Raw genomic sequence first — 17987 nt, forward strand, 5'->3', positions numbered from 1 at the left:
TTTCCTTTCTATTTATGTAATTTGACTCTTGGGTCCAATATAACAAGTAATAAATCACTAAGTAAAGATGCAAATACCCCTACTGAAGCAGATAAAGTTACATATCCTAAAACAATAAAAATATCATTAGTTGAAACTCCAGATAGTATATATTTACTCATACCCGGTGCTGATCAAAATCTTTCTATTAAGAGACTAGAACCAAAAAGAGATAAAATTATAGATGAGGGAATGACCCTAATGATTCGGATTCCAGCATTTCTAAAAATATGTATATAAAATATATAAGAAGAGCTCAAACCTTTTGATTTGGCAAACTTAGTATAATCAGCAGTCATTTCATCAATTACATATCTTCTAGTTGAAATTACAATTGATGGAATTGTTAAAATTGATAATGCTAATATTGCAAAAAGATTAGTTTGATAATCTTGGTTCCATACTCCTTTAGAACCAAGATATCTAACAGTAAATAATCAAAATAAGGTTACAAGTATCATTGCTGGTGAAGCTATTAATATTAAAAAAAATCAGCTAATAAATTGATCCTTAGGATTTTCTTTATTTTTTGCAGCAATTATACCAATTGGTATACCAACAAAATAAGACAGAACCACAGAACTCATTCCTATCATAAATGATATCGGCATAGCTTTTTTAAATGTATCAAGTACAGGAAAATTATTTGCAGTACCATTTAATCTGTTTAAGTTTAACCCAAGTCAAAATCATCTTGTTTCTTCTTTTCCTCACCTAATTCCAGTAAAGCTTATTTGTATAGGCAATGAAATTTTCTTAGGTATAAATGGAGTAATGTTTTTTCAATATCTTAAAATTTGCTCAATCATGCTTCCATCCAGTCCAAATGCAATTTTCTTGTTTTCGACTCAACGACTTCATTCTGGACCATATGGTTTTACAATAGGTTTAGTATAATCAAAATCATTCATTATCGTTTCTTCAGTCAAAGAAATTGATAATAAAAAATAAATAACAGCTATTGCAATATACAAGGTAATAAATGAGTAAACAATTCTTTTAAAAGAATAACTTAATAAAGGGGTTTTCTTAAAAAAGTCAAGTTTTGCTTCCTTATATTTTGAATAATAATACTTAATTTTTTCTCAAAAATAATTGCTTCTTTTTTTATTTGATGATTTAACTAAACTATTAATTTCATCTATAAAATTAAATTGAGAATCATCTTTATTTTCTTTAGATATCATGCTTTCCTTTCTATATATGAATAAAAAATTTTAATAAAAAAACCAATCCATGAAACATTTATTGGATTGGTTATAATTATGCAAATAGCTTTTATAAACTTAATGTTTCAACAAATTATATGAAAAAATAAATGAAAAAATAATAATAGTCATTCCATTATTTTTTATATATGATTTTGTTGATTTATTAGTCAATATCACTTTACAAATTTCCTTTCATATTAAAAATATAATACAAATTATTTTTATAAATTACAATAAATTTTTATAAAAAAATTAATTTTAATAATTTATTAATATTTAAAGTATCACTAATATGGTCTCTTTAAGGTTGTTTATTCTATTTTAAAAGTTATAAAATTAATTAAATATTGTTATCAAAAAGAAATATTTTACTTTTGCAATATTTATTTAATAAATAATATTAAATAATTTTATTACATTTAAATTTTATTAAAGGATAATAATATATTTCAACATTTTTAAATATTTAAAATATAGCTATCAAAAAAACCAATATTTATATATTGGTTTAATTAGACACTTTCTTATGAATATTTTTTAAGATATATCTATTTTTAAAAATCTTCTATGGGCAAAAACATATAAAAATATAGTACTAACAAAAATTACAAATACAGTTATTTTTGGATCATAATAATTATTAATTGATTCATAATCAATAAAACCATCAACTATTTTAAAATCATATGTTAAATAAGGTAAGAAGACATTTTGTTGGTCTTCTAAATTAATATATGACTTATTATCCTTAGAAAATCAAGTTTCAGAGTATGAATTTCCTGAATAATATGTATATGTTGTTCAAAAACCATAAAATGGGTTTAAGTATGCAAAAAGATTTGCTTGATTTCTAACATTAACATATTCATTATAACTATTATTTATTATTATACTTCTTTGTGTAGAGTTAAAAAAATCGGTTGTATACTTTATGAAATAATTTTCTAAAATATTTGCTACATAAGAAGTGGGAAAATATAATTCATTATAAAAAAAATTATAAATATCATTATTTTCATTATCTATTGGTCCAACTGCTAAGTTATCTCCACTCATTGGTGATGAAACATTAAATTTAAATATAGATTCTAAATCTGAACTACTAAAATTAAGTTTTAATGGCTTACCTTCTGAATCAGTTACTTCATCATTAGAAATGTAATTTACATCTAAGTTATTTTCTGAGTTAGGTAAAAAATTAATAAAAGTTGAGAAATACTCAGGATAAGCTTTTTGAATATCTTCATTAATAGTTAAAATATAGTTATAAAAATCCAAAAAATCTTTCAATGCATTTTTATATTCGTAATTATCATCCATAGTATTATATACATTAACCATTTCATCATAACTCATAAATGTTGTTTTTAACTTAAAATTAATTGATACTTTTTTTCTTAATCATTTTGAGCTATTTTTGTTCATTTCAGTATTATTTTTTTCTACAATACCTTGTAATGAGTAATTTATATAATTATCTTCGTTATCTTTATTTTCTTTAATGATTTTTAATTTATTATTTCAAAAATCTTCTAATCTTTTATTAATAGATTCAGAAAAATTATCACTAATAATATATCCATTTGTATAATCTGTAAAAAAATCATTTATTGCATTTGATAAATAATTATACTTTATTTTATTATTTTTTATTAAATTTTGTAAAGTAATTGCTTTATATATATCTTCTACTCTAACAGCTATTGGGGTTCTTGGATTAGAATCATTGTTAAATGATAATGATAACTTATCGTTTTTAGTTGTTATTATTTTTAATGGAATATTTGCTACGAAAGATAATGATAAAAAAACTGTTGTAATTATAATAGTCCCTTGTGAACCAATCAAAATCAATAAAAAAATGTTGAATAAAATTAATGATATACCAATTAATAAATTATAAATTAAAAAAACTATAGTTTTTCTAAAAATAAAGTTATTTATTGTAAAGTGATTAAAAAATAAAGATAATAAATTAAAATACAAATAAGATAAGAAAATAGTAATTATCAATAAAATTAAAAAAGTTAAAAGTTGTGTTAAAAAAAATTTACTCCTAGATACCTGTCCTGATATTATTAAAAATGTAGTTTTATCATCAACTTTTTTAACTAAAAAGAATATAATTGACCTAACAATAATTAAAAATAACAAAATACTAGAATATATTATGGAATAAAAATCAAAAATTTGATTTTGCAACTTTTCATCATGACTAACCATATTAAATATAAAAGCAACTAAAAAACTAAAAAGATTAATAACTATAAAAAATATAATATATGATTTTTCTGAAAAAATTATTTTAAAAAAGAAACCTAATAAATCAAAAAATGAAACTGATAAATTTGGCTTTATTAAATTATTGTCAACTTGATCTTTATACATTAAAAAAATAACACCTACATTCTAAATAATAAAAAAGCGCTAAATTTTTATTATGCGCTTAGTAATGACTAACTATACTTTTGGAATGAAAACTATAGGATATCTATTTTTTCCAGTTGTATCATTATATACAGCATCAGTTCTAATATTTACATTTAAAAAGTCAAACTGTAAATTTAAATCGACAAAAGTAAGATAATAACCTACATAAATTTTTAAACCTTCACTTGAAGAAGATAATGATGAACCGCTATAGTTTGAAGATGATTTAAAATTAAATGTAGATTGATTAGAATTTGCTAAAAAATCATTTCTTTTTGATATAATTTCAGGAGTATTTGATTTTAATGAAAATAAATCTGCTAATTCATCTAATCTACTTATTTTTGTTGCTTGATTTCAAAACAAATCATTGTCTGATTTAATACCAAATATTCTTTCATTATATTTTTGAAAATTAAATGTTTCATAAAATGTACTCAAACCTTTTATAACATTTGCTTTAATTGATTTAAAAGTTACTGATTCTTCAGTTAATTGGTTAAAATTATCTTTTGGATCAACCGAAGACCCATAACCAATTTTAAATTCATTCATATCTTTTTTGAATGAGCCAATTTTTAATTTAATGTTACTTAATGGAACAAACTTAATATTTACTAATTTTAATAGATTTGCTTCAATTTTTTCTTTGTCTTGTGTTAGAGCATCAAATCCTTCATCATTTTTTACTTTTTCTATAAAACTTGATGATCAATTACTTATATTTTCTTTCAAATAATTATTTATATTTGTTTGATCATTTTTTGCATTTCCAAAGAAAATATCATTATATAATAAATGTCCATCATTGAAATTATTATCATTTCAACCTGACTTATTAGTTCTTCAAGAATAATTTGATTGACTTGCTTGTAATTTATAATCTCATTGATTAGAATCATTTAATTGATCAATATTAATTAAAGAATTATTATCAGTTGGACCTTCAAAAGATATGAAATCTTTAAATTGTTGAAGATTTCCTTCACTAAAAGTATTGTTTAAATTCATTATTAAATTATTATTAAATTCATTATTATTAAACTTATCATTAACATTACTTTTAATTTTATCAAAACTAGTAATAAATTTATCTTCTTCTGTGTTTTCAAAAGAACTAAGATTTATAATTGATGAATTATCATCTTTTTTTAATAAATTTCATTTAACTTCCTTAGATTGATTTTCTATATATTCTGCAAGACCAACATAACTTGTAATAGTATAATTTAATGCTGAGTTTTCATTATAATTAGTTTTTGATTGACCATCCTTAGAATTTATAATGACTTTAAAACTAAAATTAATATTTGAAGATAATATGTATCCTTTTTGTTTATTATTTGAGGTTTCAGTAACATCATAAAAAGCTAAATTTGATTTGCTATCTTGTGTATCTGATAATTTTTTTTCAATTTCAATTAAATTATCTATGTCTTTAGTTAATATATTGTATTCTGATTTACTTTTTAGATTATTAACTTTTTCTTTAATTGAGTTGAAGCCAACTTTAATTGCAATATCATTAAATAAATTGTCTAAATTATCTCCATTTTGTATAATTTCTGATAAATTTCTGTTTAAAGTTTCGTCAGTTTTATAACTTTCAAAATATGTCTTCATTTTATTATAAACAAAGAATTTATAGTTATTATTTTGTTTATCTTCTTCAAATCACTTTTCAGACTCTTTTTTCACAGTTTCATTTATAATTGTGTTTACTTCTTTTTTAAATGATTCTAATGCTGTTTCATATGAATTATCTACATCACTATTTTCATTTCCTTCTTGTTCCTCTGCTTGATTTTCAGATTTTCCACATGAAATCACTGTTGTAGCTATAGGTGTTAAAATACCTAGTGAAGCTAAAATACTTAATAATTTTTTCATTTTATCACTCTCCTTATAAAAAAAATTTTACTATATAAAATAAATTTTATGTAATTTAAATTTTCTTTTTTTTCCATAAAATTAGTACTTTAAAAAGAAAAAAGTTCCAAATATAGTTTATTATAAACTATGGATAATAAAATTTTATATATTTTAAAGTTCTAACTAACTTATTATTGAATTAAAGGTTAATTTTAATAAATATAACTTATTTAAGATTTTTGATTAAGATAACTTATGTAATAAGTTATTAATCAATTAAACTTGCTTCATAATTTTTTTTAAAGGAACTTTTTTGTTTTTTTAATTTTAAATAATTTCCTTTTTGTAATATTCCTTTACCAACCTTTCCTAAAAAGATTATTCTATTAACGTTCTTTATAGTAGTTAATCTGTGTGCAACAACTATTTTGTTCTGTCTTTCATTAAATATTCTAATTTTGTTTGTATTTTTTTTCTACAATTGAATCTAAAGCACTTGTGGGTTCAAATAATAATAAAATTTATGGGTTTTTTAAAAACATTCTAGCAATTATAAGTCTTTGTTTTTCCCTCCACTTAGCATAAAACCACGTTACCCAAGTATTGTATTATATTGATCAGGTTATGACATTATGAAATTATGTAATTCTGCTTTTTTACAAGCTTTTTTAATTGAATATTTTGCAGCTTTAAAATTACCATATTTTATATTTTCATAAACATCACCATATAGAATTTGAGGTTCTTGTTCAACATATCCAATATAGCTAAGATATTTTATAAATTAATTGATTTAAGATCTATTATTTATTTATTTTAATTTCTCCATTTGTCGGGTCATAATATCGTAAAATTAATTTAATAATTGTTGACTTTCCAAATCCAGTTACACCAACTATTGCATAACTCTTACCTTTTTTAAAGGTAAAATTAAAATCTTTTAAAATATATTTATTTAATTTATCAGGATATGCAAAATTAACATTAATAAATTTAATATCACCATCAATTTCTTTTAATTTAAAAGTTTTTTATTTAATTTTAATAATGATTTTGAATTAATAGTATTTAAAATTCTTTCTGAAGCGGCTGATACATTAATAAGCCCAAAAAGTGCATTCATTACTTGCAATAATGGCCAAGTATACATTTATTCTATAAGTTGAAACGAAGCAAACTTATATTTAAAAAAATCTAAACCATAATATGGATTTTCACTAAAAAACCATAAAAATATATTGAAAATAATATAATAGAAAAGTTTAAAATAATTATACTACCTCAGATTATCGTTAGCATTATAGCTTGATTTGAATTAACTTTTTTATACTCCTTATAATATTTTTTATGTATTTTATTAAATCTATTAGTTTCATATGATTAAGTTCCAGATGACTTTATCAATCTAATTGAATTTAATCTATCAGTTACATCACCATTAATTTGTGTTAATGTATTTCTTACTTTATAAACTTTTTTTCTAGTTACAAAAAATGAAATAAACATTGCTGATATGGAAATTATAAATATTGTTAATGCTAATAAACCAATTGCTCAAGAAAAAATAATCATCATAAATTTTTGGCATTATTCACTTTCTATCAAAAAAACCAGTAATTTTATACTGGTATACTTAGCTTCCTTTTTGCTTCATATTTTTAAATATTTAAAATATATCTAGCAAAAAAAACCAATATTTATATATTGGTTAATTAGACACTTTCTTATGAATATTTTTTAAGATATATCTATTTTTAAAAATCTTCTATGGGCAAAAACATATAAAAATATAGTACTAACAAAAATTACAAATACAGTTATTTTTGGATCATAATAATTATTAATTGATTCATAATCAATAAAACCATCAACTATTTTAAAATCATATGTTAAATAAGGTAAGAAGACATTTTGTTGGTCTTCTAAATTAATATATGACTTATTATCCTTAGAAAATCAAGTTTCAGAGTATGAATTTCCTGAATAATATGTATATGTTGTTCAAAAACCATAAAATGGGTTTAAGTATGCAAAAAGATTTGCTTGATTTCTAACATTAACATATTCATTATAACTATTATTTATTATTATACTTCTTTGTGTAGAGTTAAAAAAATCGGTTGTATACTTTATGAAATAATTTTCTAAAATATTTGCTACATAAGAAGTGGGAAAATATAATTCATTATAAAAAAAATTATAAATATCATTATTTTCATTATCTATTGGTCCAACTGCTAAGTTATCTCCACTCATTGGTGATGAAACATTAAATTTAAATATAGATTCTAAATCTGAACTACTAAAATTAAGTTTTAATGGCTTACCTTCTGAATCAGATACTTCATCATTAGAAATGTAATTTACATCTAAGTTATTTTCTGAGTTAGGTAAAAAATTAATAAAAGTTGAGAAATACTCAGGATAAGCTTTTTGAATATCTTCATTAATAGTTAAAATATAGTTATAAAAATCCAAAAAATCTTTCAATGCATTTTTATATTCGTAATTATCATCCATAGTATTATATACATTAACCATTTCATCATAACTCATAAATGTTGTTTTTAACTTAAAATTAATTGATACTTTTTTTCTTAATCATTTTGAGCTATTTTTGTTCATTTCAGTATTATTTTTTTCTACAATACCTTGTAATGAGTAATTTATATAATTATCTTCATTATCTTTATTTTCTTTGATGATTTTTAATTTATTATTTCAAAAATCTTCTAATCTTTTATTAATAGATTCAGAAAAATTATCACTAATAATATATCCATTTGTATAATCTGTAAAAAAATCATTTATTGCATTTGATAAATAATTATACTTTATTTTATTATTTTTTATTAAATTTTGTAAAGTAATTGCTTTATATATATCTTCTACTCTAACAGCTATTGGGGTTCTTGGATTAGAATCATTGTTAAATGATAATGATAACTTATCGTTTTTAGTTGTTATTATTTTTAATGGAATATTTGCTACGAAAGATAATGATAAAAAAACGGTTGTAATTATAATGGTCCCTTGTGAACCAATCAAAATCAATAAAAAAATGTTGAATAAAATTAATGATATACCAATTAATAAATTATAAATTAAAAAAACTATAGTTTTTCTAAAAATAAAGTTATTTATTGTAAAGTGATTAAAAAATAAAGATAATAAATTAAAATACAAATAAGATAAGAAAATAGTAATTATCAATAAAATTAAAAAAGTTAAAAGTTGTGTTAAAAAAAATTTACTCCTAGATACCTGTCCTGATATTATTAAAAATGTAGTTTTATCATCAACTTTTTTAACTAAAAAGAATATAATTGACCTAACAATAATTAAAAATAACAAAATACTAGAATATATTATGGAATAAAAATCAAAAATTTGATTTTGCAACTTTTCATCATGACTAACCATATTAAATATAAAAGCAACTAAAAAACTAAAAAGATTAATAACTATAAAAAATATAATATATGATTTTTCTGAAAAAATTATTTTAAAAAAGAAACCTAATAAATCAAAAAATGAAACTGATAAATTTGGCTTTATTAAATTATTGTCAACTTGATCTTTATACATTAAAAAAATAACACCTACATTCTAAATAATAAAAAAGCGCTAAATTTTTATTATGCGCTTAGTAATGACTAACTATACTTTTGGAATGAAAACTATAGGATATCTATATTTTCCACCTGAACCATTATATACAGCATCAGTTCTAAAGTTTACATTTAAGAAATCAAACTGTAAATTTAAATCAACATATTTAAGATCTCAACCTGTTGCAATTTTTAAACCTTCATCTGAAGAAGATAATGATGAACCACTATAATTTGATGAAGCTTTAAAATTAAATGTTGATTGATTAGAACTTGCTATGAAATCATTTCTTTTTGATATAATTTCAGGAGTATTTGATTTTAATGAAAATAAATCTGCTAATTCATCTAATCTACTTATTTTTGAAGCTTGATTTCAAAACAAACTATTGTCTGATTTAATGCCAAATATTCTTTCATTGTTTTTTTGGAAATTAAATGTGTCATAAAATGTATTTACACCTTTTATAACATTTGCTTTAATTGATTTAAAAGTAACTGAGTTTTCAGTTAGCTGTTTTAAATTATCATTTGGATCAACAGAAGATCCATAACCTATTTTAAATTCAGTCATATCTTTTTTAAATGCACCAATTTTCAATTTAATATTACTTAATGGTACGAACTTGATATTTACTAATTTTGATAGATTATTTTCAATTTTATCTTTATCTTGTGATAAAGCTTCAAATCCTTCATCATTTTTTACTTTTTCAATAAAACTTGATGATCAATTACTTATATTTTCTTTCAAATAATTAGTTATATTTGATTGATCACTTTTTATATTACCTAAGAAAATATCATTATATAATGATTCTCCATCTTTAAAATTATTATCATTTCAACCTGTCTTATTTGATCTTCAAGAATAATTTGCTTGATTTGCTTGTAATTTATAATCTCATTGATTAGAATCATTTAAATCATTAATATTAATTAAAGAATTATTATCAGTAGGACCTTCAAAAGATATGAAATCTTTAAATTGATTAAGACCTCCTTCTTCTTGAAAAATTTTATTTAAATCTGTTAATAAATTATTATTAAATTCAGATTTATTAAACATTCCCTCAACTTTAGTTTTAATTTTATCAAAATTAGTGATGAATTTATCATCTTCACTGTTTTCAATAGAACTAAGACTTATAATTGATGAATTATCATCTTGTTTTAATAAATTTCATTTAATTAATTTAGATTGATTTTCTATATAATCTGCAAGACCAACATAACTAGTAATAGTATAATTTAATGCTGAGTTTTCATTATAATTAGTTTTTGATTGCCCATCTTTAGAATTTATATTAACTTTAAAACTAAAATTAATATTTGAAGATAATATATATCCTTTTTGTTTATTACCTGAGGCTTCAGTAACATCATAAAATGCTAAAGTTGATTTACTATCTTGTGTATCTGATAATTTTTTTTCAATTTCAATTAAATTATCTATATCATTAGTTAATATATTGTATTCTGATTTACTTTTTAAATTATTAACTTTTTCTTTAATTGAATTAAAGCCAACTTTAATTGCAATATCGTTAAATAAATTTTCTAAATTATCTCCAGTTTGTATAATTTCTGACAAATCTCTGTTTACAGTTTCGTCAGGTTTATAACTATTAAAATATGTCTTCATTTTATCATAAACAAAGAATTTATAGTTATTATCTTGTTTATCTTCTTCAAATCACTTTGCAGACTCTTTTTTTACAGTATCGTTTATAATTGTGTTTACTTCTTTTTTAAAAGACTCTAATGCTGTTTCATATGAATTATCTACATCATTAGTTTCGTTTCCTTCTTGGTCCTCTACTTGATCTTCAGATTTTCCACATGAAATAACTGTTGTAGCTATAGGTGTCAACATACCTAACGAAGCTAAAATACTTAATAATTTTTTCATTTTATCACTCTCCTTATAAAAAAAATTTTACTACATAAAATAAATTTTATGTATAATAAATTTTCTTTTTTTTCCACAATATTAGTACTATAAAAAGAAAAAAATTCCATATAATATTAATTATAACTTTTTATAAAGAAATATATTTTTTTAAAAGCTTTTTAATAAATTATTAATGAATTAAAGTTAATTTTAATAAATATAACTTATTTAAGATTTTTGATTAAGATAACATATATAATTAGTTATTAATCAATTAAACTTGCTTCATAAATTTTTTTAAAGGGTCCTTTTTGTTTTTTTAATTTTGAATAATTTCCTTTTTGTAATATACCTTTACCATCTTTTCCTAGAACGATTATTTCATCAACGTTCTTTATAGTAGTTAATCTATGTGCAACAACTATTGTTGTTCTATCTTTCATTAAATGTTCTAATTTTGTTTGTATTTCTTTTTCTACAATTGAATCTAAAGCGCTTGTAGCTTCATCTAATAATAAAATTTTTGGGTTTTTTAAAAACATTCTAGCAATTATAAGTCTTTGTTTTTGACCTCCACTTAGCATAAAACCACGTTCTCCAAGTATTGTATTATATTGATCAGGTCATGACATTATGAGATGATGTAATTCTGCTTTTTTACATGCTTTTTTAATTGCATATTTTGCAGCCTTAAAATTACCATATTTTATATTTTCATAAACATCACCATATAGAATTTGAGGTTCTTGTTCAACATATCCAATATAGCCAAGATATTTTGATAAATTAATTGATTTAAGATCTATATATTTATTTATTTTAATTTCTCCATTTGTTGGGTCATAATATCGTAAAATTAATTTAATAATTGTTGACTTTCCACATCCAGTTTCACCAACTATTGCATAACTTTTACCTTTTTTAAAGGTAAAAGTAAAATCTTTTAAAATACATTTATTTGGTTTATCAGGATATGCAAAATTAACATTAATAAATTTAATATCACCATCAATTTCTTTTAATTTAATAGTTTTTTTATTTAGTTTTAATAATGATTTTGAATTAATAGTATTTAAAATTCTTTCTGAAGCGACTGATGCATTAATAAGACCGAAAAGTGCATTCATTATTTGCAATAATGGCCAAGTAAGCATTGATTCTGCAAGTTGAAACGAAGCAAACTTATATTTAAAAAAATCTAAACCATCATATGGATTTTCACTAAAACCATAAAAATATATTGAAAATAATATAGTAGAAAAGTTTAAAATAAATATACTACCTCAGATTATCGTTAGCATTAAAGCTTGATTTGAATTTACTTTTTTAGACTCATTATAATATTTTTTATGTATTTTATTAAATCTATTAGTTTCATAAGATTCAGTTCCAGATGACTTTATCAATCTAATTGAATTTAATCTATCAGTTACATCACCATTAATTTGTGTTATTGTATTTCTTACTTTATAAACTTTTTTTCTAGTTACAAAAAATGAAATAAACATTGCTAATATGGCAATTATAAATATTGTTAATGCTAATAAACCAATTGCTCAAGAAAAAATAATCATCATAATTGAAGCTGCAATTATTTCTAAAATAGATACTCCTAATTGCAGTGGAACTTGAATTGCTTGATCTCCAACAATTTGGGTATCATTTATAACCTTTGTTAAAATTTCTCCTGTCTTTTTGTTTGAAAAATAAGAAATATCTTGGTTTACAAGTTTTTCTAAAGATTTATTTCTTAAATAAATTTCAATTTTTCTTCCCAAATTATATGAAACTAATTCATAAAAATAAGAGACTAAACAATATATTAAAATATCTGCAATTGATAAATAAATTAAAATATAGATATCTAAGTTTCAATAATATAATAAATTATCTAAATCTTCTTGTTCACCTATTTTATAAGATAATTTTTGTGTAATTGATACGGTTAATTGATAAGTTAATATTGGTAAAAGTATTGAACACAATACAATTATTAAACATAGTACTAATAAAGTTAAAGACAATACTCATTCTTTATTATAATAATAAAATAATATCTTAATAAAAGGTCCTTTATTAGAACCTGATTTATTTTTCATAATAAATCTCCATTTCTGTACAATAATATAAACTTTTTTTTATTTAGTTAGTTTATTTTAATGCAGACAATTTTTGATTTTAAAAATTGTATAATAAAAAAACAATAAATTTTTAAAATTCATTGCTGTTTTATTAAAACATATGGTCTTATAAAAAAGACAAAATACTTTTTAAAGTTTTTTGTGTATATCATTAAATAATATACTATTATTTTTTTATAAGTGGCTTATATTAAAAAATAAGACCACACTCTCAATAATACAAGCTTATAATTGTATTAAATACTGCATTGAACGCTCCAATTAAAGAACTATTCACTTATATTATAACTTATATTATTTAAATACTTATAATTATTGCACTTTATTTATATTAGTTTTTTTATTGTAAATAAATAATTTAATAGTATTAATTTTAAAATAGTAATAATATTTTTAGTATTAAATTTTCATTAAAGTTTTTAAATCAGATTTATATATTGTTTTTTTAATATCTTCAATTTCATCTTTTATAGAATTGTAATCAAGTCTAACTTTATCAATAACAATGTTTTTTAATTGAACTCTTTTTCTTGGTCCATCATTTATTACTGAATTTCTAATTTTAAATGATGATCTACTATCTTTTATTTCTTTATTTAAAATTTTTATTAGATTGATATAGTTTATTTCAGAGTTAAATACATAATTATTAACATTTAGTTCATCTAATGCTCTTGATATATATATTTGTCTATACTTTTCAAGTTTTAAATGGAATAGCTTATTAATATAATATGAGGCATAAATAAATAAAGCTACTAATAATAAACCTGCCAAAATTGATATTAAAATAATTAATCAAGTACTCATATTACATCTCCTCTATTTCATTATTTTTTAAATGTTTTTTAATGTTATTTAAAAATCTAGTCTTGACAATAGAATTATTTTTATTTCATCAATCATTTGAAAGAATTCTTAAAAATACCCACCCTCGGTTTTCTAAATACCTTTGTCTTTCATAATCATTTACTTTACTAAAAGTACTGCTATGAAATGTGTAACCATCACATTCGATTGCTAAAATAAATTGTTTCTTCAACTTATCATAAATACATATATCAATTTTAAATCCTGAAGCTGGAACTTGTGTTTTTAATTCATATCGTTCTTTATTTATTATTTGATTAATTGCATCATATACTTCAACTTCAAATTCACTGTCAAATTCATTTATTTTATTTAAATTATCAAACTTAATTTGATTTGTTTCCTTATTTAATAATAAATTAATTTGGTCTTTATTGGTTGTTGGTGAAGTTAATAACTCACAATATTTTAAAAATTCCTTAAAGTCTAATACCCCTCTTTTGTCTGAATTAATTATTGATGAAGGTATTGACTTAATAACATACATTTTTTCTTTTGCTCTTGAAATTGCAACATTAAGTCTTTTTTCTCCATTTTCTTGTGCAATTGGACCAAAATAGTTTTTAAATACTCCTGTTTCGTCTTTTGCAAAACAAATTGAAAAAATTATTATATCTCTTTCATCACCTTGTACATTTTCTATACTCTTTACAAATAATTCTTCACCAGGTTCTTTATTTAAAAGTTTTAAACTTAATTCTGGATTATTAATACTCTCTTTTTCTAAAAGATCTTGAATTAAATCTTGTTGTTGAGTATTAAATGTAATTATTCCAATACTTTTTTCTTTTAATTTCTTATTAGATAAAATAAAATTTATTAGTTCAATTATGACTTCAGCTTCTTTTATATTTTTTTTGTCTTTTCTTATTCCATCTACTTCAATTAACTCAATTGGATAAGAGATTGATTTCATTTGATTACTTATAATAAGTTTATTTTCATAATATTTTGCATTAGAAAAATCAATCAGTTGTTTACTTTTACTTCGGTAATGATATTGAAGCATTGATGTTTGAAATCTTCCATTTGCAAAACTTAATAGACTATCATATTTCAAAGCTTCTTGTAATTCATAATTAATACTGCTTACATCTACTTCATCAACTTCTTCTTCATCAATTACATCATTTTTTATTTTAAAGAAATTTGTTGGTGCTAATTGTTTATCATCACCGCATATAATATATTTTTTTGCTCTATATAATATTGGAATACATTTTTCAGTAAAAATTTGACTAGCCTCATCAAAAATTGCATATTCATACTCTTTTTTTATTAATGGAATAGTTTTGTGATCTGATATAGTTTCAGGTGACCCAATTAATATTGGGAAGAATAATTTCATTAACTGAGAATAATTTTTAAACAAAGTTGTTAATCTCATACTAGTTTTTGTTTTTCTAATATTTTTACCTAACTCATTAAATAATGTAGATAAGTTTTTACCAGTGTTTGTTTTACTATCAATGTATCTACCTAATTGAATATTTTCAATTATATATTTAAAATAATTAAAAATAATAATATCTTTATCATTTTTACATTTTTCATCGATAGTTCTACCTATTAAATGAAATCAATCATTAGACATAAAATCAAATAATTCTATATGTTGCTTCTTAAATGTTTCACAATATGAATAATATAAAACTTTATTTGTAACTATGTTGTTATTAATATTTAATAAATTTAATTTATTTAATGAGTCACAAAGTTTATCAATATCAATTTTGTTATAATTTGATAAAAAGTTTTTAGTATCTTTAAATAATTTATTATATTCAGATGAAGTTAAAAAATTATTAAACTTTTTCTTATTAAATATTCCTATTTTATTTTTTAGTTTATCTTTAATGTAAAAGTTATAAAGTTTTTCATTAAAATTTTGTTCACTATATAAACTTAATAAAAAGTTTATATTTATTCTGTTTTTATTAAATAATATAAATAAATTATAAATATCTTCTAATATATTTTTATTAAATAATAAAATAGTTGATACTTCAGTTATATAAGTTAAATCATTATAACTTAATTTTATTGACTCTATATCAGTGTCTTTTGATTCTTTTAAAAATAATAAATAATTTTTTCCTAATTGATCTTGAAATAACTTTTTAAAAGAACATAAATTATTATAATACTCATCTAATTTTGAATAACTATTAGTTTCATATGAATCTGTATTTTTATCTTTGAATTCAATAATGTAATTATACATTTCTCTTACTTTTTTATAAATCTGTAAAGAAGTGTTATTATTATGAAACATTAATGTAAATTTATTTAAAAAATTTAATTTATCATAAACAACTTTTGAAGCTACTTTCTTTTCAGTTATAAATAAAGCATCACTCTTATTATTTATAATGTTTGCAATTAAATTGACTATAACTTGTGATTTACCAGTTCCAGGTGGACCAAAAATGTAAGTAGAATCTTTAAGTGATTTAACTAATGCTTTTCTTTGAGTAAAGTCTAAAGAAGATACTGTAACAATATCATTTTCTTTAAAATCTATATCATCATTGTTAAGAACATCTGTTGATTCAAGAAGCATTTCATCTAAGAATGACATATCATCATTTTCTATTATATTATAAGCAGATAGAATTGTACTTGAAGCAATATCATATAAACCAAAAGAACATAAATCTAAACAAAAAGCTTGATTAAAATATGAATTATAGTTTGCTTGAAATATACTACCTGCTTCATCTCTTTTTAAACCTTTCACAGAAGAAAACTTATAATCAAGGGTATCATAAAACTTTTCTTGATTATTTAACCTATAACCAATAATATTAAAATAATCTTGTAATTTTTCAATTAATAAATTTTTATCACTTATAATTGATTCATCAAGTTCTTGATAATCTCAATAAACTTTATTTTTTGAAGCAAGTATATTTAAAAGTGCATTATTTAAGACATATTCATTTTCAATAGAGACTTCATATATAAAGCCCCCTCTATCAGTTATATTAATTTTTCTTAATATTAAAGGAGATCTAAAATAATCATTAGTATTTGTTGATGCACAACCTTCTACAAAAAATGTACCCATGTATAAGACATTTATATTTTTTTCATTTGCTTGATGTTTACTTTTTAATATTATATTTTTAAGTTTTTTTGCATAACTAAAAATCCCTTTTGAATCAAGGGTTTCTTCATTAACTATAATGTCATAAAAACTTATAAAAAAGTTTGAAGCTTTTAAAGCTTCTTTTAATGAAATTGGTTTAGAATCATTTCTATTTTTTCTTAATAAACCTAAAGTTTCAATTTTTTTAAAATCAAATTGAAGTGCGTTAGGTAGAAAACTATTATAAAAAATACCACTATTTTTATTACTGTTAAGTAGTCTGCTTTTAAATTTATTTATTAAATCATAACTGTTCATATTTTTATTTCCTAAAATTATATTAACAAAATTATAATAATAATTAATAGTTTTTATTAAAGAATAATAATTAATTCTTATTAATAAGAAGAGATGTTGTTAATTGTTAATTTTTTTTATATTTATTTGTATACTTTTTTTATCTTCATTACTATACAGGGCTTAAATTTGTATGTGTATTTAAGTTTACAAATATTGGTAAAAAGTTTATATTATAACCTTTATTTTATATATGTTTTATTGCTAAAAATATATAAAATATAAACAAATAAATTTTTGTAACATAGTTTTCTACATAGAAAAAAATACTAACTACTAATCAACACTCTATTGTGTTCTTGGGTAATATGAATTTTTACTTGAACTTGTTAAAAAAAATATTATATTAAATTATAAAATAAATAAGTACGTAAATTAATTTAAGAAAATAATAAAAATTATTACTTTGATGCAAATTACTATATTAATATAAATAACTTAAGCATAGAATACATTGCAATTAAATTAATT

The 17987-nt window shown here is 20.7% G+C and carries 10 protein-coding genes; all 10 read right to left on the reverse strand.

Features of this window, described 5'->3' with window-relative positions; translation table 4 throughout:
• Nucleotides 1-8: 8 nt before the first annotated feature.
• The 10 genes from oppB to STURON_RS02975 all read right to left on the reverse strand — a co-directional run bounded on the left by oppB (nucleotide 9) and on the right by STURON_RS02975 (nucleotide 17477).
• A complete protein-coding gene (oppB, locus tag STURON_RS02930) occupies nucleotides 9-1226 on the reverse strand; it encodes an oligopeptide ABC transporter permease OppB (RefSeq protein WP_075048392.1) in 1218 nt (405 codons plus the stop codon).
• 561 nt (nucleotides 1227-1787) lie between these two features.
• On the reverse strand, nucleotides 1788-3638 hold the full coding sequence (locus STURON_RS02935) for a hypothetical protein (RefSeq protein ID WP_075048393.1): 1851 nt from the start codon (nucleotides 3636-3638) through the stop codon (nucleotides 1788-1790).
• Between the two features lie 72 nt (nucleotides 3639-3710).
• Nucleotides 3711-5570 carry a lipoprotein gene (locus STURON_RS02940; RefSeq protein WP_075048394.1) on the reverse strand — a complete coding sequence of 620 codons (1860 nt, stop codon included), beginning with the start codon at nucleotides 5568-5570 and terminating at the stop codon, nucleotides 3711-3713.
• A 785-nt stretch (nucleotides 5571-6355) separates the two neighbouring features.
• Nucleotides 6356-6571, reverse strand: coding sequence for an ATP-binding cassette domain-containing protein (locus tag STURON_RS06000; protein ID WP_082236226.1), 216 nt, complete (start codon nucleotides 6569-6571; stop codon nucleotides 6356-6358).
• 361 nt (nucleotides 6572-6932) lie between these two features.
• Complete coding sequence (locus STURON_RS02950; protein ID WP_144416181.1) at nucleotides 6933-7127, reverse strand: ABC transporter ATP-binding protein; 195 nt, start codon at nucleotides 7125-7127, stop codon at nucleotides 6933-6935.
• Nucleotides 7128-7289: 162 nt separating this feature from the next.
• Nucleotides 7290-9140: a hypothetical protein gene (locus STURON_RS02955; RefSeq protein WP_075048396.1), complete on the reverse strand. Its 1851-nt coding sequence runs from the start codon at nucleotides 9138-9140 to the stop codon at nucleotides 7290-7292.
• Between the two features lie 72 nt (nucleotides 9141-9212).
• A complete protein-coding gene (locus tag STURON_RS02960) occupies nucleotides 9213-11075 on the reverse strand; it encodes a lipoprotein (RefSeq protein WP_075048397.1) in 1863 nt (620 codons plus the stop codon).
• Nucleotides 11076-11323: 248 nt separating this feature from the next.
• A complete protein-coding gene (locus tag STURON_RS02965; protein WP_075048398.1) occupies nucleotides 11324-13156 on the reverse strand; it encodes an ABC transporter ATP-binding protein in 1833 nt (610 codons plus the stop codon).
• A 441-nt stretch (nucleotides 13157-13597) separates the two neighbouring features.
• A complete protein-coding gene (locus tag STURON_RS02970; RefSeq protein ID WP_075048399.1) occupies nucleotides 13598-14008 on the reverse strand; it encodes a hypothetical protein in 411 nt (136 codons plus the stop codon).
• A gap of 1 nt (nucleotide 14009) precedes the next feature.
• Nucleotides 14010-17477, reverse strand: coding sequence for an AAA domain-containing protein (locus STURON_RS02975; RefSeq protein WP_075048400.1), 3468 nt, complete (start codon nucleotides 17475-17477; stop codon nucleotides 14010-14012).
• Nucleotides 17478-17987 lie beyond the last annotated feature (510 nt).

The organism is Spiroplasma turonicum (assembly GCF_001262715.1).
GTDB classification, from domain to species: Bacteria; Bacillota_I; Bacilli_A; order Mycoplasmatales; family Mycoplasmataceae; genus Spiroplasma_A; species Spiroplasma_A turonicum.